This window comes from Pseudomonas sp. NPDC089547 (assembly GCF_050280665.1).
Classification (GTDB): domain Bacteria; phylum Pseudomonadota; class Gammaproteobacteria; order Pseudomonadales; family Pseudomonadaceae; genus Aquipseudomonas.
In genome coordinates this window covers 93,259-107,607 of record NZ_JBNNVS010000007.1, presented here as the reverse complement: position 1 = coordinate 107,607, position 14,349 = coordinate 93,259, and the positions used below count along the sequence as shown (strand labels likewise).

Here is a 14,349-nt window from a genome sequence, read left to right as displayed (position 1 = left end):
GGCGTCTGCCTTTTACACTGACAACCTCAACGCCTGGAACTTTGCCATGCACGATCTGGACGACCATCAGTGGCGCGAACTGCTGGCCCGCTTGCGCCGCTTTGCCGTGTGGCTGACCCGCGAGCCTGGCAGCGCCGACGACCTGGTGCAGGCCACGGTCGAGCGGGCGCTGAGCCGGCGCGACCAGCAACGTGACGCCGAGGCGCTGCGGGCCTGGCTGTTCACCATTCTCTATCGGCTGTTCCTGGATGGTAAGCGCCGCGACCGCCTGCATGCGCGGTGGCTGTCCTGGTTTGGGCGTGGCGAACGTGAGGAAGAACCGGCCGGCGACAACCTCGAATCCATTGTCCTGGCTCAAGCTGACTTACAGGCGTTTGCCCGGTTAACCACCGAACAGCGTGCCTTGTTGCTACTGGTGAGCATCGAAGGCTTGAGTTACAAGGAGGCCGCCGAGGCCTTGGGCATCCCCATTGGTACTGTGATGTCGCGCCTGTCGCGGGCCCGCAGTGCCTTGCGCGAACTGACCGAGGGCAACCCCCAGCCACCGGCCTTGCGGAGACTGAAATGACCCGTCTGATCCCCAGTGAAGACGAATTGCATGCTTACGTCGATGAGCGCCTGGAGCCTGTGCGTCGAGCCGAGGTGCAGGCTTGGCTGGCGGCGAACCCGCAGGTTGCCCAGCGAGTAGAGGGCTGGCGCGCCGATGCCCGACGGCTGCGTACGGCGCTGGCCGGGTTTGGTGAGCTGCCTGGGGCGGCGCAGCTGGACCTTGGTCAGTTGCGTCGGCAATTGCGCCAGCGTCGGCAACGGCGTTGGGCGGCGGCGGCGGTGCTGATGCTGGCAGTGGGCGTTGGTGGGGTCGGCGGCTGGCAGGTGCGCGATGCTTCCTTGGCGCGTGTCGAGCTACCCATGGCCGATGCCGTCCAGGCCCATCGTTTGTTTGCCGCCAGCGAGGCGCTGGATATCCAGGCCAGTGACCCGGGGCAGTTGCGTGACTGGCTGGGGCGCCATTTCAGCCGCGTGGGCCAGTTACCGGATTTGGCGGGCTATGGCTTCAAACCGGTGGGGGCGCGCTTGCTCAGCAACGAACAAGGGCCGGCGGCGCTGCTGGTGTTTGAAGATGGCAAGGGTCAGCGCATCAGCCTGTTTCTGCGTTCACCGGGCGAGCTTTACCGGCGCATGCCGGACGGGCAGCGGGTCGATGGGCAGTTGGAGGCGCGCTACTGGTCGCATGGGGCTTACAATTTTGCCTTGGTCAGTGCGGCGGATGATGTGCGTGGGGCGGGGGTGGGGGAGGCGTTGCGGTTGGGGTTGTGAATATTCGTTTCGCCGGCAAGATTGCCGGGGCCGCTGTGCGGCCCATCGCAGGCAAGCCAGCTCCCACAGGTAACGCGTCAGTCTCAGGAGTCGCGCGGTCCCTGTGGGAGCTGGCTTGCCTGCGATGGGCTGCAAAGCAGCCCCGATGGTGCCTCGGAGGTCAGCCCAGTTCCAGCCAGATCGGCGCATGGTCCGAAGGCTTTTCCATCCCGCGCAGTTCATAGTCCACGCCCGCCGCCTTGATCCGCGGTACCAGGTGCTGCGAGGCCATGATCAGGTCGATGCGCAGGCCACGCTTGGGATCGTCCTCAAAGCCGCGGCTGCGGTAGTCGAACCAGCTGAAACGGTCGGTCACGTCAGGGTGCAGGTGGCGGAAACTATCGACCAGCCCCCAGCCTTTCAACCGTTCCATCCACTCACGCTCTTCCGGCAGGAAGCTGCATTTGCCGGTCTTTAGCCAGCGCTTGGCGTTGTCCGGGCCAATGCCGATGTCGCAGTCCTGCGGCGAGATGTTCATGTCGCCCATTACCAGCAGTGGCTGGTCATTGCGGAACTGGCCCTCCAGCAGTGCCTGCAGGTCACTGTAGAAGCGCTGCTTGGCCGGGAACTTGGTAGGGTGGTCGCGGCTTTCGCCCTGGGGGAAATAGCCGTTCATGATGGTGATCGGGTTGCCATCGGCATCGGCGAAGGTGCCCCAGATAAAGCGGCGCTGTGCGTCTTCTTCATCAGTGGCAAAGCCCTTGTGCAGGCTCAGCGGTGCCTGGCGCGACAGCAGGGCCACGCCGTAGTGGCCCTTTTGGCCGTGGTAGTGCACGTGATAACCCAGTGCCTGTACGTCGGCGAGCGGGAACTGATCGTCGCTGACCTTGGTTTCCTGCAGGCCGATCACGTCTGGCTGGTGCTTTTCGATCAGCGCCGCCAACTGGTGCGGGCGGGCCCGCAGGCCGTTGATGTTGAAACAGACGATCTTCATGGAAAGACAATCCCGGTAAAAGGCGCGATGCTAGCCGACATCGCCCGTCATCACCAGCGTGGCAGCCTGGGTATTCAGCTGCTAACGTGCCAAAGGGGGTGAACGATACGCGGTGCGGCACCTCCAAGGCCTTGTACGCCCATTCCAGGAGGTCTGCCCGCAATGCCCGAAACCACTGCCGCCCCGGCTCGTATCTGCCTGCTCGATGACGGTTTCAGCCGCGAGGCGCGTTCGCTGCTGTACAACGCCTACCGCAACGAACCTACCTTTGCCTATATCTTCGAAGCCCAGCGCCCAGGGTATGAGCAGCGCTTGCGGGTGATGGTGCGCGAGTGGGTGCGCCAGCACTTCTACTTGCAACTGCCTGCCATTGGCTTGCTGGTGGAAGACCGCCTGATCGCCCTGGCCCTGATCGTGCCGCCGATGCGCCGGCTGGGCGTGGCCGACAGCTGGGCCTGGCGCCTGCGGATGATCCTGGGCACTGGCCTGCGCTGCACGCGGCGCTACATGGACTACCAGGCCGCCCTGGCCACGTGCTTGCCCACCGACCAGGTACATGTGTTGCCATTGCTGGGGGTGCACCCGCAATTCCAGGGCAAGCACTACGGCGAGCAATTGTTACAAGCGGTGCATGACTGGTGCGCGGACGACCCCGGTACCCAGGGCGTGGTGCTGGACACCGGCAACGAGCATTACCTGGCGTTTTACCAGCGCCAGGGCTATGAAGAAATTGGCGAGGTGGCTGTAGGACCAATCCGTGAAAGGGTGTTCTTCCATCCCAATCCGGTCTCATCAAATTCGGCTTTTGCCTGAGCAGGCGGCCAGGCTGCTCCCTTGAGCGCCTGGCTCTGGTAGCATGCGCCGCATGACGTATTCAGGAAGATTGACCTGGGGCCTGGTTTTCTGGGCCGCCAGTTTCGCAGCATGGGGCCAGAGCGAGTTGCTGGTGAAGGTTAAACCAGCCAACAAGGCGCTCAAGGCCAATGTCGAAGGCTATATAGGCACGTTGGGTGACCGCGACGAAGAAGCGCTGCTGCGCTTCAGTCGCGGGGCAGAGGAGCAGGCGCGCAAAGCCGCGCAGGCACTTGGCTACTATCAGGCGCAGATCGATACCGAGGTCAAGCCCCCCAAAGACGCCGACCACTCCCCACAACTGATCCTCAACATCAACCCGGGCGAGCCGATTCGCCTGCGTAACGTTACCGTGCGTATCGAAGGCCCAGCCAGCGAAATGAAGGCCTTCCGCGTACCCGACAGCAAGGCGCTGCGTGCGGGCGAACAACTCAACCATGGCCATTACGAAGATGCCAAGCGGCTGATCCAGAACCAGGCCTCGCGCTATGGTTTCTTCAGTGGCCGCTTCAGCCGCCAGCGCCTGGCGGTCGACCCGCAGGCGGGTGTGGCGGATATCGAACTGGTCTACCAGAGTGGCCCACGCTATCACCTGGGCGCCGTCACCTTCGGTGGCGACACACCGCTGGACGACGACCTGCTGCAGCGCATGGTCTCATTCAAGCCGGGAACGCCCTACGATTCGGAACTGATCGCCGAACTGAACAACGACCTGCAGTCAAGTGGCTATTTCGAAGGCGTACGGGTGGATGCTGCGCCGACCGCCGCCGTGGGCGAGGAAATCCCTGTAGATGTCCACCTGGAAACCCGCAAGCCACGCACCATGGGCCTGGGCCTGGGGTTCTCGACCGACGTCGGGCCGCGCGGCAAGGCCAACTGGACCCGCCATTGGGTAAACCCGCAGGGCCACAGTTATGGCTGGGAAACCGAGCTCTCGGCACCCCGGCAGAACGTTGGCCTGTGGTACGACATTCCCCTTGACCCGCCACTGACCGACAAGTTGCGCTTTGCCGGCGGCTACCAGAACGAGGAGATTGCCGGTACCGATACCCTCAGCAAGCTGTTGACCGTCGGCCCTGAGTGGCACAGCAAGCTGCCCAGCGGCTGGCAGCGTGTCATTTCGCTCAAGTACCAGCGCGAGGAATATCGCCTGGGTGACGACTCCGGGTTGAGCAACCTGCTGATGCCGGGGGTGAGCTATTCCTTCCTGCGCAGCGACAACCGTATTGACCCGCACAACGGCTACCGCCTGCAATTCGATGTGCAGGGGGCCAAGGAGGGGCTGGTTTCCGACACCAACCTGCTGCACGGCAACGTGCTGCTCAAGGGCCTTACAACGCTTGGTCACAACCACCGCCTGCTCGGCCGTGTGCAGTTCGGCGGCAGTGCGACCAATGGCTTCAAGAACAACATCCCGCCGTCGCTGCGCTTCTTCGCCGGTGGCGACCAGAGCGTGCGGGGCTACGACTATCAGACCCTGTCACCGAAAAACAGCGATGGCGACCGCATCGGCGGGCGCTACCTGGTAGCCGGCAGTGTCGAGTACCAGTATTCGCTGACCGAAAAGTGGCGTATTGCGACGTTTGTCGACCAAGGCAACTCGTTCAACACCCTCGAGCTACCCAGCCTCAAGACCGGTGTCGGTTTTGGTGTGCGTTGGGTATCACCGGTCGGGCCGCTGCGCCTGGACCTGGCCAAGGCGCTGGATGACGAAGGGGGCATTCGCCTGCACTTTTCCATGGGGCCCGAGCTGTGAAACGCGTGATCAAATACATTGTTACAGGCTTGCTCGGGGTCGTTGCCAGCCTGAGCCTGGCACTGGGCCTGTTGCTGGGTACCGAGGCCGGCAGCCGCTGGGCGCTGGGCAAGGTGCCCGGGCTTGAGGTAACCGACTTCCAGGGCCATCTGGCGGGCAGCTGGCAAGCCAGCACGCTGCGCTGGACCGATGGCGGCAGCACGGTAGAGGTGCAGTCGCCGCTGCTGGCCTGGTCGCCCGCGTGCCTGATGCGCGCCACGTTGTGCATCGACCAGTTGCAGGCACAACGCATCGACATGGCATTTGCACCAAGTGCCGAGCAAGCCGACAGTGGCCCGCTGCAACTGCCAGCGCTGCGCTTGCCACTGGCCATTGAACTGGGTGAAGTCAAGGTCGGCCAGTTGCGGCTGGATGGCAGCGACCTGCTTGGCGACTTGCAACTTGCGGCGCACTGGACCGGTACTGGCATGCGCATCGACAGCCTGCACCTGCAGCGCGATGACTTGCAATTGAGCCTGCAAGGCGACTTGAAGCCAGAAGGTGCCTGGCCGGTGCAGCTTCAGGCGCAGTTGCAGTTGCCTGCGGTTGAGGGCAAACCCTGGCAGCTGGCGCTGACCGCAACGGGCGAACTGCAACATACCCTCGAGCTTGCCGGCACCAGCAGCGGTTACCTCGATGCCACGTTGAGCGGGCAGTTGCAAGCGCTGGCAGAACACCTGCCCGCGACTCTGCAGATCCGCTCCGAGGCGTTCAAGCCGGCTGGCTCGTTGCCCGATACCTTGCAACTGAATCAGCTGAAGCTCGAGGCCAAGGGCGATCTGCTCAAAGGGTATCAATTGTCGGGTTCGGCTAGCCTGCCGGCTGAGCAGTCACCGATTGCGTTGGCGTTATCCGGATTGGTCGACAGCAAAGGGGCGAAGGTTGACGCCCTCGACCTGACCGCCAGCGACACTCAGCGCGTCAAGCTTCAGGCCACTGTGAACTGGCAGCAAGGCCTGACCGCTGATGCGCAAATGGACTGGCAGGATTTTCCGTGGCTGCGCTTGTACCCGCTGGAGACACCGCCTGAAGTTACCCTCAAGCGCTTCAATACCCAGGTGCACTACCGCGATGGCAACTACCAGGGCACCTTCAAGGGCGATCTCGACGGCCCCGCAGGTGCATTCAGCCTGGCCAGCCCGTTCGAAGGCGACCTGGGCCAGGTGAAACTGCCGCAGGTGGCGCTGACCGCTGGGCAAGGCAAGGCTGCCGGCAGCGTTGCCGTTCGCTTTGCCGACACCCTGGCGTGGGACGTAGACCTGCAGCTTTCGGCACTGGACCCTGCCTATTGGCTGGCCGAGCTGCCGGGCACCCTGGCGGGGCCACTGCGCAGCAAGGGGGAGATGAAGGGGGAAGTGCTCACCCTCGATGCCCAGCTTGACCTCAAGGGCCGCCTGCGCGGCCAGCCGGCCGTGCTCAAGGCCGAAGCCCAGGGGGCGGGGCAAAGCTGGACGCTCGGCGCCCTGGCGATCCAGCTGGGTGACAACCGTATCAACGGCAGTGGCAGTTTGCAGCAGCGCTTGGCTGGGCGCATCGACCTCGACCTGCCTCGCCTGGGCCAGCTATGGCCACGGCTGCAGGGCCAGGTCAAGGGCCGGCTGGATGTAGCGGGCACCCTGCAAGCCCCGCAAGGTACGCTGACCTTGCAGGGGCAGCGCCTGGCCCAGGCCGAAAACCGTTTGCAGCAACTGGATCTGGATGCCCGCCTGGACAATGCCCAGCGAGGCGTGATCGATCTCAAGGCCACGGGTATTCACCTGGGCGATACGGCACTCGGCACGCTACAGGCCAACGGCAAAGGGGACATTCGTCAGCAGGCCTTGACCCTGGCACTGGATGGCCCGCAACTGAAGCTCGACCTCGGCGTGGATGGCCAGCTGAGCAAGGGTGACTGGCGTGGGCGCCTGGCCAGTGGGCGCATCCGGGCCGGTGGCCAGGATTGGCAGTTGCAAGCGCCGGCACGCCTGCAGCGTCTGGCCAGCGGCCAGCTGGATTTCGGTGCCCATTGCTGGCGCTCCGGCCAAGCCAGCCTGTGTGGTGACGACCAGCGTCTGGCGCCTGAGCCGCGCTTGCGCTATCACCTCAAGCAGTTCCCGCTCGACAGCCTTGCTCAATGGCTGCCAAAGGATTTTGCCTGGCAAGGCCTGCTTAATGCCGATATCAACATGGATATCCCGGCCAGTGGCCCTAAAGGCAACATTGTCGTCGATGCCAGCGGCGGCACCCTGCGCGTGCGCGACAAAGGCCGCTGGGTCGATTTCCCTTACCAGACGCTGCGTGTGGACAGCACCCTGGCCCCACGGCGCATCGGCACCCGTCTGGCCTTCCGGGGGGAGCGCCTGGGTGAATTGAACGTCAATACTCGCCTCGACCCGCTGGGCAAGAACAAGCCGCTGTCGGGCGATTTCCGCCTGGCCGGCCTGGACCTGTCGGTGGCCCGTCCGTTCGTGCCGATGGTCGAACGCCTGGCCGGGCAGCTCAATGGCAGTGGTCAGCTGTCGGGCACCTTGCTGGCACCGCAGGTGAACGGCAACCTGGTGCTAAGCGGCGGCGAGGTCAGTGGCGTCGAGCTACCGGTGAGTCTTGAAGGCTTGTCATTGCAGGCGCTGATTGCTGGCGAACAGGTGCAACTCAATGGCAGCTGGCGCAGTGGTGATGCAGGCCGCGGCCAGCTTGCCGGCAACCTGACGTGGGGCCAGGCGCTGGGCATGGACCTGCGCCTGCAAGGCCAGCAATTGCCAGTCACGGTCGAGCCCTATGCAACGCTGGAGGTCGCCCCGGACCTGACCTTGCGCCTGGTCGACGACAAGCTGGCGGTGACCGGCAAGGTGCAAGTGCCCAAGGGCAAGATCACCGTGCGCGAGCTGCCGCCGTCGACCGTAAAGGTGTCGGATGACACGGTGATCGTCGGCCACCAGACTGAAGAGGGCAAGCCGCCCATGGCCATGGCCATGGACATTGATGTGGAAGTAGGCCGCGACAAGTTGTCGTTCAGTGGCTTTGGCCTGACCGCCAACCTGCTTGGCCACGTGCATATAGGCGACAACCTCGATACCCGTGGCGAGTTGAGCCTGGCCGACGGCCGCTACCGTGCCTACGGCCAGCGCCTGACCATTCGCCGCGCGCGCTTGCTGTTCGCCGGCCCGATCGACCAGCCCTACCTGGACATCGAAGCCATCCGTACGGTCGATGACGTAATTGCCGGTATCCGCCTGAGCGGCAGTGCCGAGCAACCGACCACCAAGGTATTTTCGGAACCTGCCATGAGCCAGGAGCAAGCGTTGTCGTACCTTGTGCTGGGGAGGCCCCTGGGCAACTCTGGCGAGGACAACAACATGCTGGCGGAAGCGGCGTTGGGCCTGGGGCTGGCCGGCAGCGCCGGCATTACCGGCAGCCTGGCATCGAGCTTGGGTATTGATGACTTCCAGCTGGACACCGAGGGTTCGGGCAATAGCACCAGCGTTGTGGCCAGCGGCAACATCACTGAAAAACTGAGCCTGCGTTACGGCGTAGGTGTGTTCGAGCCCGCGAACACCATCGCGTTGCGCTACAAGCTGAGCAAGAAGGTGTACCTGGAGGCTGCCAGTGGGCTGGCGAGCTCGCTGGACATCTTCTACAAGCGCGATTTCTGATGCGGTGGCGAGGTGGCCATCAACGCACGGTGGCCGCCTCGATAAATTCATTGGTGTCGGGCGAGGGTGGCAGTTTGGGCGTGCGTACTGGCACGATCAGGCCGGTGTATTCCTCGATTAACCGGTTCAGGGCTTCGGGGGGCTCGCTGGCCTGGAATTGCATGCGGATCTGCACTTCGTCCGGGTCACGGTTCTCACCCTGGCGGCCATGGCCACCAATAGTGACCTTGAAACTTGCGGCCTGGTTACCGTCTGCATTCATCAGCGCCTGCTGTGCTTCGGTGCCTTTGACCCGAACGGACAGGTCCACCTGCATGCGCTCCAGGGCCAGGCCTTTGGGCGACACCAATGCAAACAAGGGCACGCGCATGATGTGCTGCCCATCCATGGCCACTTCTACCATCTTGGCTTTCATGGGGGCGCCCAGCGCCTCGGGGTCACACTCGAAGAACTGGTCGAACAGGTTGATGTATTGCTGCGCAATCAGGCTGTTGGTGGCGCTTGCAGCTTCTTGCAGCCCGCGGGTGATCTCCCGCAGGTCAAGGGACGTCATGGGGGCAGGGGGCTTTTGCAATTGTTCCACTCCTCAAGCCGGATTGTGCCCCTCCGTTGGCCGTTCAGGAGGGGCTGTTGTATGAGGCCTTGGCGCGTTACGGGATCGGGGTGCTTTCAGGTTGGGGCCCTTTCAACCTGTCTGCCTGGGAAATCTCGTCCGGGCTTGCGAGTTCAGCCGTTTTGATCACGGTTGGCTTGGTCGCAGCATCGGTAAGAAACTCGATCACCCTCATCATCGCTTCAGGGGGTTCCTGGCGCCTCATTGTCGTGTTGAAGGCGTAGCGGGCGCGGGTGTCGGTTTTACGCGTCTGCGAGGACTTGTGGCTGACGCTGCCCCTTACGTTCAGCTTGAACGGCCCCCAGCCCAGTGAGCCGGTCACCTCGGCCCCCATTTCCGTGCTGGAGTTGTCTTCCGACATCTGGTTGATGATCAGTTCGAACTCGACAGTACCTTCATCGATGGAGATGTTCGGGTGGGTGATGGCGGCCAGCAGCGGCACTTTCATGGTCTTGCTGACCACACCTTTGTATTCGCCCTGTTCGTCGACGATGGTCTCGTCGTAGTCGAACTGGATGGCCACGGCCTTGCCGTCCTGCACGCACACCTGCATCAGGAAGTCGGCGTACGATTTGCTGGCTGTGACCTGCGCCTGCACCATGGCCTGTAAAGGGCCTGCGATCATGCGGTCCATGGGCAGGGCGTTGATGACGGATCCGATCAAGCTGTTATCTATCGACATGCTGGGTTGCTCTTGTTGTGTTGAGGGGGCGGGTGGTCAAAGTGCCCGGCTGTTAGCCGGTGCACGGATCCTGGCGCCGGATGTTGCCGATCTGGCGCAGGCTCAGGCCGTACTTGTTGGCCAGCAGGCTGCGTGAAAGGCCGTTGGCACTTTCTTTCTGGATCTGCTGGTTGCGGAGTTGGCGCAGGAAGTGGTCAGCCTTGGGGATCTCCAAGGCGACGCCGGCGTAGCGCTTGATCAGTGCGTCCAGTGCTTCGGCCGGCAGCACGTCGGCGAGCTTGGTGCGTTCGCGGTACTTGGGGATGTACTTGGGCCTGCCGCCGTAGGCGCAGGTCAATTGATAGGCGTTGTCCATGCCAATACAGTCGATCAGCGCCTGCAACGAGTGAGGCAGTTGGCTGATATCGATGTGGCTCAAGTCTGGTAATTGCATATGGCGCTCCTTCGGGATTGGGGGATGTGCGGCCCGATCACCCGCGGCGTTATGTCGAGGTGTGAGCAAATTCTGTGTGACAGCCACCGCGTGTCGCTAGGCGACATATGGGTTGAGGTTTGTAGCCTCCGTGAACAGGTTTTGCAGGCAGCGATATCCTGGGTTGTAGGAGATGCCTTCAACTTCTGGCGGTGGCAGTTGAATTCCCATCAGTAGGCTCACTGCATTGGGTAAGGGGGGCGGACCCTCAGTCGCAGGGATAGGTACTCAGCAAGCTGGCACTTTGCAGGTAGGCTCGGGGGGCGCCGACCATGTTTTGCGGCAGCGTTCGCCAGTCGACCAGCAGGCACAGCGTATGCAGTGGCTGTCCGCCGCGCTGGCCGATGACCGTGCCTGAAAAACTGCGACGGTAAAGTGCCTGGCTCTGCTGCAGCGCCTGCACGTTGTCGGCCTGGGCCAGGGTTTGCCGGGCCAGGTCGGGCAGTTGGGCCATGGGTACGCTGAAATGCAGCGGCGTACCGTTTGCCTGCAGGTAACCGGCCTGGCGCGCGCGCTGCCACAGCTGTTGCCACTGGCTGGTGCCGGCATGGCTTGCCAGGTCGCGACCAAGCTCAAGCAGCTGCGCCGGTGGCACCTGGCGGGTGTCCAGCGCAAAAAGGGGAAGGGGGGTAAAAAGCAGGGACGCAAACAGCAGCGGTTTGTACATGATGCCTCCGGCATGGGTGCTTGGATCCCCATGCTTTCAGGCAGTCGCCAGGCTACCCAGCAGGAAATGCAGCGCCGGGCCGTGTGGGCGTTGTATCATTGCCACCGCTCGTTGCGAGCTATTTGCCCCGATGTTGCAAGGAACCTTCGATGACACACGTGCAGCGCCTCAAATATTCCCTTCTGATCATCCTGGTGGTACTGGGCCTGATGCTGGGCCTGTCTCACCTTCAGAAGCAGGGCACGATCAGTGAGCAGACCTTCCAGATGCTGGCCATCGCCATTGCCGTGGTGGTCGTGGTGATCAACGGCATCCTGCGGCGCAAGGTCAAACCCTGAACTGTGCAGGCCGGCCAGGCTTGGCCGGCCATGCGCTCAGCGTAGGGGGGCTTGTTCCAGTACGGCGCGCGCCTGCGGGTTGAGGCTGTAGCACTTGTCGCTGCCCAGCTGGATGACGCCTTCGGCGCACAGCCGCTTGAGCACTTCGCGCACACTGAGAAACGACAGCGGAATATCCAGCTGTTCCAGTTGTGCGTGCACGCCGCGCACGCCAATGCTGCGGCCATTACGGTCTGCGGCGTGCAGGGCATCGATCACCTTGAGGCGGATCAGGCTGGTGCGCAAGCCAAAGGTGCGCAACAGTTCGCGGATCTGTTCGTTGCCGATGCGTTCGTCAGAAAAAACGTCCTGTCCCTTGGGCGCTTTGCCTGGGACGCGCCCAGCCTGGATCGAGGGTTGCGGGTTGTACATGTGAATGCTCCTTTTCGTGGACGAACCCGAAATGTGGTTGCCTCACTTACTAGGACGAATGAGAACGCAAAAACTGCAACCCACTCGTAAAAAAAATGCCTGTTCCTCTTCAAGACGTTCCATCGCGTTGTAATACGTAAAATTTTCATCTGGCCATTCGTCTGATCGGGATAAGCCCCGAACCCGAGGAGTGCCCGTGTTTCCACTTTCCCGTCCCATGACTTGCGCTGGCCTTGCCGCTGCCCTGGTGGCCTTCAGCGTTACCGTGCAGGCGCAGCCCACCCTTGATGCCAGTGCCCAGATCCGTCGAACCAGTTACGGGGTGCCGCACATCGTGGCCAAGGATGAGCGTGGCCTGGGCTATGGCGTCGGTTATGCCTACGCCCAGGACAACCTGTGCCTGTTGGCCAACGAGGTGCTGACCGTGAGCGGCGAGCGCTCACGCCATTTCGGTGCCAAGGGCAAGACCCTGGAACAACGTGACAACCTGGCCAGTGACCTGTTCTTTACCTGGCTCAACAGCCCGGCAGCGGTCAGTGCGTACTTGCAGGCGCAGCCGGCGCCGGTGAAGGCACTGCTGGAGGGCTATGCCACTGGCTACAACCGGGCGCTGGCTGAGCGCCGCAGCCAAGGTTTGCCCAAGGAGTGTGGCAATGGCGAGTGGGTGCGGCCCATCACCAGCGAGGACCTGGTGAAACTGACCCGCAGGCTGCTGGCCGAAGGCGGTGTCGGGCAGTTTGTCGAGGCGTTGGCAGGGGCGCACCCACCTGCGCAGGCCAATCAGCAGGCGTCGACGGGCTTTGCCGCTGCACTGGCGAGGCAGGAACGCTTTGCCACAGAGCGTGGCAGCAACGCCGTGGCGGTGGGCGCGCAGCGTTCGGCCAATGGTCGTGGCCTGCTGTTGGCCAACCCGCACTTCCCGTGGATGGGCGGCATGCGCTTTTACCAGATGCAGCTGACCATCCCCGGCCAGCTGGATGTAATGGGGGCCGCATTGCCGGGCCTGCCGGTCGTGAATATCGGTTTCAACAAGCACTTGGCCTGGACGCACACCGTCGACACGTCGAATCACTTCACCTTGTACCGTTTGCAGCTCGACCCCAAGGACCCGACCCGCTACCTGCTGGATGGCAAGTCGCTGCCGTTGGCGAAGCAAACCGTCAGCGTTGCGGTCAAGGCCGAGGATGGCAGCTTGAGCCAGGTAGAACGGCAGGTCTACAGTTCGCAATTCGGCCCGGTGGTGCAGTGGCCCGGGCGCCTGGACTGGGATGCACAGGCGGCCTACAGCTTGCGTGATGCCAACCTGGACAACACCCGGGTGCTGCAGCAGTGGTACCAGATCAACCGTGCCGACAGCCTGGCCGCGTTGAAAGGCTCGGTCGAGCAACTGCAGGGCATCCCATGGGTCAATACCCTGGCGGTGGACCAAGGCGGTCGGGCGTTGTACCTGAACCAGTCAGTGGTGCCCTACGTGGATCAGCAACTGCTGGGCGCCTGCAGCAACCCGAAAGCGCTGGGGCGCTTTGTGGTGCTGGATGGCTCGCGCAGTGCTTGCCAGTGGAAGGTGGATGCGCAGGCCGCGCAGCCGGGCATTTTCCCGGCGCGACTACTACCGAGCCTTGAGCGCGAAGACTTCGTGCAGAACTCCAACGACCCGGCCTGGATGGCCAACCCGGCGCAGCCACTGACCGGTTATTCACCGTTGGTCAGCCGTAACGACCAGCCACTGGGCATGCGCGGGCGCTTTGCCCTGCAACGCCTGCAAGGCACGGCAAAGCTGGGCGTTGATGACCTGCAGCGCATGGTGACCGATGACGAAGTGTACCTGGCCAGCCTGGTGCTGCCAGACCTGCTGCAGTGGTGCAAAGGCGCAGGCGCCGATGTGCAGGCCGCGTGCAGCAGCCTGGCGGCATGGAATGGCAAGGCTGACCTCGACAGTGGCATTGGCCTGGTGCATTTCCAGAACCTGTTCAACGCCCTGGCCGAACACCCGCAAAGCTGGCGGGTAGCCTTCAACCCGGCCGACCCGCAGCACACGCCACGTGGCCTGGCAGTCGAGCAGGCGGCCGTGCGCAAGCTGGTACACGAAGCGGCGCTGGCGTCGATCAAGCAGGTGAATGAAAGTGGTGTGGCGGGTGAGGCGCGTTGGAGGCAGGTGCAACAGGCGCTCGATGGCACCCCGGTACCGGGCGGCCCGCAGGCGCTAGGTGTGTATAACGCGATGTACAGCGTGCCGCACGGGCAGGGCAAGCGGTTGGTGGTCAGCGGTACCAGCTACCTGCAACTGGTCAGCTTCACCGACAAGGGGCCAGAGGCCCGTGGGTTGCTGGCGTTCTCGCAGTCGAGCGAAGCGGCGTCGGCGCATGCCAGTGACCAGACCAAGGCGTTCGCGGCCAAGCAACTGGCGGTGATTCCGTTTACCGAGGCGCAGATCAAGGCTGACCCGGAGTACCGGGAAGTGGTGATCAGTGAAGGGGACAAGGGGGCAGTAGCCCAGCAGTAAGGCATTGCGGCCCTTTCGCGGGCAAGCCCGCTCCCACAGAAATCCCACAAACATCAGCGTCTGTGGAATACCTGTGGGAGCGGGCTTGCCCGCG

General features: G+C 63.2%; 13 protein-coding genes. 7 read left to right on the top strand and 6 right to left on the bottom strand.

The window, feature by feature from the left end; all coding sequences use genetic code 11:
- The first annotated feature begins 46 nt into the window (after positions 1 to 46).
- A complete protein-coding gene (locus ACQKPZ_RS07360; RefSeq protein ID WP_427536528.1) occupies positions 47 to 568 on the top strand; it encodes a sigma-70 family RNA polymerase sigma factor in 522 nt (173 codons plus the stop codon).
- Entirely contained in the window at positions 565 to 1,317 is a 753-nt protein-coding gene (locus tag ACQKPZ_RS07355; RefSeq protein WP_427536526.1) for an anti-sigma factor family protein, read from the top strand. The genes ACQKPZ_RS07360 and ACQKPZ_RS07355 overlap by 4 nt, the downstream gene beginning before the upstream one ends.
- Before the next feature lie 160 nt (positions 1,318 to 1,477).
- Here ACQKPZ_RS07355 and xthA read toward each other — a convergent pair whose 3' ends face one another.
- Positions 1,478 to 2,290, bottom strand: coding sequence for an exodeoxyribonuclease III (gene xthA, locus ACQKPZ_RS07350; protein ID WP_391133333.1), 813 nt, complete (start codon positions 2,288 to 2,290; stop codon positions 1,478 to 1,480).
- Between the two features lie 162 nt (positions 2,291 to 2,452).
- Here xthA and ACQKPZ_RS07345 point away from each other — a divergent pair, with 162 nt between their 5' ends.
- Genes ACQKPZ_RS07345 through ACQKPZ_RS07335 form a run of 3 tightly spaced genes read left to right on the top strand, consistent with a single transcriptional unit; the run spans position 2,453 to position 8,569 of the window.
- On the top strand, positions 2,453 to 3,103 hold the full coding sequence (locus tag ACQKPZ_RS07345) for a GNAT family N-acetyltransferase (RefSeq protein WP_427536524.1): 651 nt from the start codon (positions 2,453 to 2,455) through the stop codon (positions 3,101 to 3,103).
- Between the two features lie 52 nt (positions 3,104 to 3,155).
- Positions 3,156 to 4,898 carry an autotransporter assembly complex protein TamA gene (locus ACQKPZ_RS07340; RefSeq protein ID WP_427536660.1) on the top strand — a complete coding sequence of 581 codons (1,743 nt, stop codon included), beginning with the start codon at positions 3,156 to 3,158 and terminating at the stop codon, positions 4,896 to 4,898.
- Positions 4,895 to 8,569: a translocation/assembly module TamB domain-containing protein gene (locus tag ACQKPZ_RS07335; RefSeq protein WP_427536522.1), complete on the top strand. Its 3,675-nt coding sequence runs from the start codon at positions 4,895 to 4,897 to the stop codon at positions 8,567 to 8,569. Before ACQKPZ_RS07340 ends, ACQKPZ_RS07335 begins: the two co-directional genes overlap by 4 nt.
- Positions 8,570 to 8,588: 19 nt before the next feature.
- Here the strand turns inward: ACQKPZ_RS07335 and ACQKPZ_RS07330 are convergent, their stop codons facing one another.
- The 4 genes from ACQKPZ_RS07330 to ACQKPZ_RS07315 form a co-directional block, all read right to left on the bottom strand.
- Positions 8,589 to 9,143, bottom strand: coding sequence for a DUF2589 domain-containing protein (locus ACQKPZ_RS07330; RefSeq protein WP_427536520.1), 555 nt, complete (start codon positions 9,141 to 9,143; stop codon positions 8,589 to 8,591).
- Between the two features lie 76 nt (positions 9,144 to 9,219).
- Positions 9,220 to 9,864, bottom strand: a complete 645-nt coding sequence (locus tag ACQKPZ_RS07325) for a DUF2589 domain-containing protein (RefSeq protein ID WP_427536518.1) — start codon at positions 9,862 to 9,864, stop codon at positions 9,220 to 9,222.
- Positions 9,865 to 9,916: 52 nt separating this feature from the next.
- A complete protein-coding gene (locus ACQKPZ_RS07320) occupies positions 9,917 to 10,297 on the bottom strand; it encodes a Mor transcription activator family protein (protein ID WP_427536517.1) in 381 nt (126 codons plus the stop codon).
- Between the two features lie 247 nt (positions 10,298 to 10,544).
- Positions 10,545 to 11,003, bottom strand: a complete 459-nt coding sequence (locus ACQKPZ_RS07315; protein WP_427536515.1) for a hypothetical protein — start codon at positions 11,001 to 11,003, stop codon at positions 10,545 to 10,547.
- A gap of 149 nt (positions 11,004 to 11,152) precedes the next feature.
- Here ACQKPZ_RS07315 and ACQKPZ_RS07310 point away from each other — a divergent pair, with 149 nt between their 5' ends.
- Complete coding sequence (locus ACQKPZ_RS07310; protein WP_003248064.1) at positions 11,153 to 11,341, top strand: hypothetical protein; 189 nt, start codon at positions 11,153 to 11,155, stop codon at positions 11,339 to 11,341.
- A 36-nt stretch (positions 11,342 to 11,377) separates the two neighbouring features.
- On the opposite strand, the gene ACQKPZ_RS07305 is transcribed toward ACQKPZ_RS07310, so the two are convergent.
- Positions 11,378 to 11,752, bottom strand: coding sequence for a fe2+ zn2+ uptake regulation protein (locus tag ACQKPZ_RS07305; protein WP_391133353.1), 375 nt, complete (start codon positions 11,750 to 11,752; stop codon positions 11,378 to 11,380).
- 196 nt (positions 11,753 to 11,948) lie between these two features.
- Here ACQKPZ_RS07305 and ACQKPZ_RS07300 point away from each other — a divergent pair, with 196 nt between their 5' ends.
- On the top strand, positions 11,949 to 14,255 hold the full coding sequence (locus ACQKPZ_RS07300; protein WP_427536513.1) for an acylase: 2,307 nt from the start codon (positions 11,949 to 11,951) through the stop codon (positions 14,253 to 14,255).
- Positions 14,256 to 14,349: the final 94 nt, after the last annotated feature.